This window comes from Mycobacterium sp. (genome assembly GCF_019243155.1).
Classification (GTDB): domain Bacteria; phylum Actinomycetota; class Actinomycetes; order Mycobacteriales; family Mycobacteriaceae; genus Mycobacterium.
This window is the reverse complement of sequence record NZ_JAFAUS010000204.1, coordinates 1-6,486: the sequence shown is the minus strand read 5'-3', so window position 1 is coordinate 6,486 and position 6,486 is coordinate 1. Positions and strand designations below refer to the sequence as shown.

General features: G+C 65.9%; 7 protein-coding genes. 5 read left to right on the top strand and 2 right to left on the bottom strand.

The genetic code is table 11. The annotated features are described in order from the left end of the window. From JOZ00_RS10170 to JOZ00_RS10150, 5 genes are all read left to right on the top strand, one after another. Positions 1-1,233: serine hydrolase (locus tag JOZ00_RS10170; RefSeq protein WP_293343319.1), on the top strand; the 1,233-nt coding region annotated here is incomplete at its 5' end. After that, a complete protein-coding gene (locus tag JOZ00_RS10165) occupies positions 1,230-3,617 on the top strand; it encodes a cation-translocating P-type ATPase (protein WP_293343317.1) in 2,388 nt (795 codons plus the stop codon). The genes JOZ00_RS10170 and JOZ00_RS10165, both read left to right, overlap by 4 nt. 48 nt (positions 3,618-3,665) lie before the next feature. Then, complete coding sequence (locus tag JOZ00_RS10160; RefSeq protein ID WP_293343315.1) at positions 3,666-3,854, top strand: antitoxin; 189 nt, start codon at positions 3,666-3,668, stop codon at positions 3,852-3,854. A gap of 4 nt (positions 3,855-3,858) precedes the next feature. Further along, positions 3,859-4,332 (top strand): SRPBCC family protein, encoded by a 474-nt coding sequence (locus tag JOZ00_RS10155; protein ID WP_293343314.1) that lies wholly within the window; start codon positions 3,859-3,861, stop codon positions 4,330-4,332. A 54-nt stretch (positions 4,333-4,386) separates the two neighbouring features. After that, positions 4,387-4,815 carry a hypothetical protein gene (locus JOZ00_RS10150; protein ID WP_293343313.1) on the top strand — a complete coding sequence of 143 codons (429 nt, stop codon included), beginning with the start codon at positions 4,387-4,389 and terminating at the stop codon, positions 4,813-4,815. A gap of 3 nt (positions 4,816-4,818) precedes the next feature. On the opposite strand, the gene JOZ00_RS10145 is transcribed toward JOZ00_RS10150, so the two are convergent. Next, positions 4,819-5,307, bottom strand: a complete 489-nt coding sequence (locus tag JOZ00_RS10145; RefSeq protein WP_293343311.1) for a VOC family protein — start codon at positions 5,305-5,307, stop codon at positions 4,819-4,821. Further along, on the bottom strand, positions 5,304-6,486 hold a 1,183-nt coding region (locus tag JOZ00_RS10140), incomplete at its 5' end, for a carotenoid oxygenase family protein (RefSeq protein WP_293343309.1). The genes JOZ00_RS10145 and JOZ00_RS10140, both read right to left, overlap by 4 nt.

Here is a 6,486-nt window from a genome sequence, read left to right as displayed (position 1 = left end):
AAGTCGGTCGGCTCCACGGTGATAGCGCATCAGGTCACCGACAACGCCGTCACCTGGGACATGCCCGTGGCGTCCAAGCTGCCGTGGTTCACGGTGAACGATCCCTACGTCACCAGCCATCTGACCGTCGCCGACCTGTATTCGCACAGATCCGGGCTGCCCGACCACGCCGGTGACAAACTGGAAGATCTGGGCTACGACCGGCGGCAGACACTCGAGCGGCTCAAGTATCTGCCGCTGACGTCTTTCCGAAACAGCTACGCCTACACCAACTTCGGGATCACCGCCGCCGCCGAGGCCATCGCGGCCGCGGCGGGCAAATCCTGGGAAGACCTGTCCGACGAGGTGCTCTACCGGCCGCTGGGAATGACGTCGACGAGCTCGCGGTTCGCCGACTTCGTCGCCCGGCCCAACCATGCCGTCAATCACATCAAGATCGCGGACAAGTGGGAGGCGCGCTTCCAGCGTGACCCCGATCCCCAGACGCCCGCGGGCGGCGTCAGTTCGTCGGTCAACGACATGGCCCGCTGGCTGATCATGTTGCTGGGCAACGGGACTTACAACGGTCAGCGAATCGTGGCGCCGGAAGCCCTGACGCCGGCGACCACCGCGCAAGTGGTTTCGGTGCCCGCGACGACACCGAAGGGACGCTCGGGGTTCTACGGCTACGGATTCAACGCGTCGGTCTCCTCGTCGGGTCGCACCGAGTACAGCCATTCGGGGGCTTTCGCTTTGGGCGCCGCGACGAACTTCGTCGTGCTGCCCTCTGAGGACGTGGGCATCATCGCGTTGACGAACGCGGCGCCCATCGGCGTCCCCGAGGCGCTGACCGCCGAATTCATGGATCTGGTCCAGTACGGCCAAGTCCGCGAGGACTGGGTCAACCTGTACCAGAAGGCGATCGGCTGGATGAACAATCCCGAGGGTTCGCTGGTCGGCAAGCAGCCCCCCGCCGGCGCCGCACCGGCCAGACCGCTCGGCGACTACGCCGGCGTGTATGCCAACGACTATTGGGGTAAGGCCACGGTGACCGAACACGACGGGGCGCTGCAACTGTCGATGGGTCCGAAAAGCCGGACGTTCACCCTCACCCACTGGGACGGCGACACCTTTACGTTCGGCATAACCGACGAAAATGCCCCGCCTGGAACGGTTTCCAAGGCCACCTTTGCCGGCGCCACGTTGAACTTGGAATACTACGACTCGGACAAGCTGGGGACGTTCACCCGATGAGCTCGTCCCTTTACCAGGGCCTGACCGATGCCGAAGTCGAGCGGCGGGTAGCCGACGGCAAGACCAATGCCGTGCGCGAGCGCGCCACCCGCAGTGTCGCGGATATCGTGCGGGCCAACGTCTTCACCCGGATCAACGCGATCCTCGGGGTGCTGTTGCTGATCGTGCTGGCGACGGGCTCGCTGATCAACGGAATGTTCGGCCTGCTGATCATCGCCAACAGCGTCATCGGCATCTTCCAGGAGGTCAGGGCCAAGCAGACGCTGGACAAGCTGGCGATCGTCGGGCAGGCGAAACCGTTGGTGCGCAGGCAATCCGGAACTCGAACGCTGCCGCCCGCCGATGTGGTGCTCGATGACATCATCGAGCTCGGGCCCGGAGATCAGGTCGTCGTCGACGGCGAGATCGTCGAAGAGATGAACCTGGAGATCGACGAGTCGCTGCTGACCGGTGAGGCCGACCCGATCGGCAAGGCCATCGGCGATCCGGTGATGTCGGGCAGCTTCGTCGTCGCGGGCAGTGGCGCCTATCGGGCCACCAAGGTCGGAGCCGAGGCGTATGCGGCCAAGCTTGCGGACGAGGCCAGCAAGTTCACATTGGTGAAATCCGAACTGCGCAATGGCGTCAACCGCATCCTGCAGTTCATCACCTACCTGCTGGTCCCGGCCGGTCTGCTGACGATCTACACCCAGTTGTTCACCACCCACGCCGACTGGCGAGAGTCCGTGCTGCGTACGGTCGGCGCGCTGGTCCCCATGGTGCCCGAAGGCCTGGTGCTGCTGACGTCGGTCGCGTTCGCGGTCGGGGTCATCCGGCTCGGCCAACGTCGATGCCTGGTGCAGGAGCTGCCCGCCATCGAGGGACTCGCGCGCGTCGACGTGGTCTGTGCCGACAAGACGGGCACGTTGACCGAGAACGGCATGCGGGTATCCGACGTCGAGGAGCTCGACGGCTCGACCGAGCGCATCGCTAACGTGCTCGCGGCGCTGGCCGCCGCCGACCCGCGACCCAACGCCAGCATGCAGGCGATCGCCGAAAGCTACGGTCAGCCGCCCGACTGGATCGTTACGGCGACTGCACCTTTCAAGTCGGCCACCAAATGGAGCGGTGTGTCCTACCGCGGCCACGGCGACTGGGTGATCGGGGCGCCCGACGTGCTGCTCGAGCCGTCCTCGGCGGCGGCCGAACGCGCCGAGCGGATCGGCGCGCAGGGGCTGCGCGTACTGCTGGTGGGCAGCGCCGGCGTGGCGGTCGACGACCCGGACGCGCCGGGCCGCGTCACCCCCGTCGCGCTGGTGGTACTCGAGCAGAAGGTGCGACCCGACGCCCGGGAGACCCTGGATTACTTTGCCGATCAAGGCGTTTCGATCAAGGTGCTGTCCGGTGACAACGCGGTGTCCGTCGGCGCGGTCGCCGGCAAGCTCGGGATCAGCGGCGAGACGATGGACGCCCGCCGGCTGCCGTCAGACCCCGCGCAATTGGCCGACACGCTGGACTCCTACACCACCTTCGGCCGGGTCCGGCCCGACCAGAAACGTGCCATCGTGCATGCCCTGCAATCCCACGGTCACGCCGTGGCGATGACCGGCGACGGTGTCAACGACGTGCTGGCTCTCAAGGACGCCGACATCGGCGTCGCGATGGGGGCCGGTAGCCCCGCGTCGCGTGCAGTCGCGCAGATCGTCCTGCTGGACAACAGGTTTGCCACGCTGCCATATGTGGTGGGCGAGGGACGGCGCGTGATCGGCAACATCGAGCGGGTCGCCAACCTGTTCTTGACCAAGACCGTGTACTCGGTGCTGCTGGCTCTGTTGGTGGGTCTGGAATGCCTGTTCTCCAAAGCGCTCAAGGCCGACCCGCTGTTGTATCCGTTTCAGCCGATCCACGTCACCATCGCGGCATGGTTCACCATCGGGATCCCGTCGTTCATTCTGTCGCTGGCACCCAACAACGAACGCGCCTACCCGGGCTTCGTCCGGCGGGTGTTGAGTTCGGCACTGCCGTCCGGACTGATCGTCGGCACAGCGACGTTCGCGTCTTACCTGTTGGCCTACCACGGTCGCCACGCCACCTTCGTCCAACAGGACCAGGCGTCGACCGCCGCGTTGATCACCTTGCTGATGACGGCGCTATGGGTGCTCGCGGTAGTGGCGCGGCCCTACCAGTGGTGGCGGGTGGCGCTGGTCATCGTCTCCGGCCTGGCCTACGTGGTGATCTTCAGCACGCCACTGGCCCGCAAGGCGTTCCTGCTCGACCCGTCGAACGTGGCGGTGACGTCCACCGCGCTGGGGATCGGCCTGGTGGGCGCCGCCGCGATCGAGGCGACGTGGTGGATCCGGGCCAGGATGCTGGGCGTGCAGCCGCGGCTGTGGCGCGAGCGATAGCAAGCACCCAAGTAGGATTCCCGGGGACTGCTCGGGAAGGGGAGAACGATGGGATTCCTGGACAAGGCGAAAGACCTGTTGTCGCAGAACGCCGACAAGGTCGAGATGGCGATCGATAAGGCCGGCGACTTCGTCGACGAGAAGACGCAGCGCAAGTACTCCGACACCATCCACAAGGTGCAGGACGAGGCCAAGAAGGCCGCCGGATCGGCGTCTGAAGGCGACCAGCAGGGCTGAACATATGGCGAAACTTTCCGGATCCATCGACGTACCGCTGGCTCCCGAGGTGGCTTGGAAGCACGCCTCGGACCTGTCCAGGTTCTCCGAATGGCTGACCATCCACAAGGTGTGGCGCAGCAAGTTGCCCGACGACATCGAAAAGGGCACGGTCATCGAGTCGATCGTCGAAGTCAAGGGCATGGCCAACCGGATCAAGTGGACGGTCGTGCGCTACAAACCGCCGGAAGGCATGACGCTCAACGGCGAAGGCGTCGGCGGTGTCAAGGTCAAGCTGATGGCCAAGGTCACACCCAAGGACGACGGCTCCGTCGTCAGCTTCGACGTGCACCTCGGCGGCCCGGCGCTGTTCGGCCCGATCGGCATGCTCGTCGCCGCCGCGCTGCGCGGCGACATCAAGGAGTCGCTGCAGAACTTCGTCACGGTGTTCGCCAGGCCCGACCCGGGCATGAACGGAGACGGGCGCGCCCATCGCTGACGTCGCCGCGTGGCGAGCGACGGACCGGCCTCGCCCCCTATTAACCTCGCTACCATGACCCGCCGCCTGCGCCCTGGTTGGCTGGTCGCGTTTTTCGCCCTGGTGATTTCGGCCAGTACCTGGCTGCCGTGGCTGACGACGGCGGTCAATGGCGGGGGCTGGGCCAACGCGATCGGGGGCGCCCACGGCAACTTGGTACTGCCGCGGGGCTTCGGCCCCGGCCAGCTCATCGTGCTGCTGTCTTCGGCCCTGCTGGTGGCCGGGGCGATGGCCGGCCGTGGCCTGTCGGCGAAGCTCGCTTCCGTTGCCGCGCTGACGGTTTCGCTGCTGATCGCTGCGCTGACGGCGTGGTACTACAAGCTCAACGTCAACCCGCCGGTGTCGGCCCAATACGGCCTCTACGTCGGCGCGGCGGGCGCTGTCTGCGCGGTGGTCTGCTCGGTCGTGGCGGTCATCGCGGCGTTGGCCTCGCGCGGCACCTGAGCCTCACGCCCTGGGGAACTCATGGCTTCCCGAGTCCGAGCTGTCACCGGGCTCGTTGACGCCGAAAACGAAGGGTGCGAACACGATTTCGCGGCCGTCCGGATCGCGATAGGTGACCGCGCCGGTCGCTTCCCAGTACGGATGTTGTTCCACCCGATCGGTGCCCGCTTCTTCCAGACGTGCGACCGCCGCCTGCTGGGCCTGCTTGTCGGGAAAGTACAGACACAGCATTTCGTGGTGGTCCACCGGGACAGCGTCGACCGCCTCCACGATCTCCAGGGTCAGGTTCCAGCTGGGCATGCCGAAGATCGCGCCGTTGCTACCGTAGCTGCCGTCGAAGGTCTCATACAGCGGCAGTCCCACCAGCTCGCGGTAAAACCGCACCGTCTCAACGAAGTTCGACGACCGGCGGGTGAAGCGGATTGCACCGATCGGCGCCATGTGCATGGGCCAATGCGTGGCCCGGTGGGACGTGTGGCCGTCGGTGCTCATCGCAGTCCGATGGCGCTCGCCGCCGACTCCGCGGTATCCCAGCGGCGCAGCTGTTCGCCGGGCGCCCACGTCGAGTGGGTGCCGCTGGAAATGCGTTCGGGCAGTTGGAGTTTGCAGACAGGCCCGTCGGCGATGCCGGCGGCGTCGAAGATCACACAGTACGAGGCGTCGGTGTTCATGTCGGTGGTGAGGGTGACCAGGTAGCCGTCGTCCTCGCCGGTGGCGGCCACGCGCGGCGCCATCGCCGTCTCGCTCCCGTAGACGCCGTCACCGAACGAATACTGCTGTTGGTCCCCGGTGAGCAGGTCGTGTTTGACCAGTCCGTCGAACAGGAACCAGCCCGGCTTTGCGGTGGCGGCGTAGTCGTAGCGATACGGGCCCGCCGCGTAGCCGGGGTTGATGGTCCCGAACTCGGTGATCGAGTCCGCCAGCTGCTCTTCTTTCACCGCGCCGGTGACCAGGTTGAAGCGCCACCTGTGCAGCCGGGCCTGCAGACGATCCAGCGCCAGGAAGCGAAACAGCTTGTCCCACTTGGTTCCGCCGGTGTCCAGCGGTGACGGATCGCCTTCGTAGAAGCCGTCGAGCACGATCTCGTCACCATCTTCGTAGGCGTTGACGAAGTGCAGCACGAATGTCGGATCCGCCTCGAACCATCGGATGTCGCCGGTTGCGCCCCGGCGGGGGAGGACCGCGAAGCGCGACGGAATGTCGGGGTAGAACCGCGGTAGGTGCACATCGTGCTCGAGCAGGGCAGGATCCCAGAACAGCGGAAAGTCGTTGAGAATCACGTAGTTCTCGGTGAATGCCATGTCGTGGGGGAGACGCGGACCGGGCAGCGGGACGTCGACGTAGTGGACCAGCTCCTGGCTCTCGTCGACGACGCCGTACCGCATGTAAGGGTCTTGCTTGCTGTAGTTGAAGAACAACAGCTCGCCGGTTTTGTTGTCCACCTTGGGATGTGCGGACACGCCCCAATCGGTCGGGAAGCGCCCTTTCCACGTCTCCTTGCCGAGTGTCTCCGCCGAATACGGATCGACGCGATACAGGTCTCCGCACTGGTAGAAGCTGGTCAGCGCGACACCCCGGTGGACGATGACGTCGGTGCTCGACGCGTCCTTCATCCGGGTGCGAGCGCCCCACCCGTTCTCGCGTTCGGCCAATTGCACCGGCTCCGCCAAT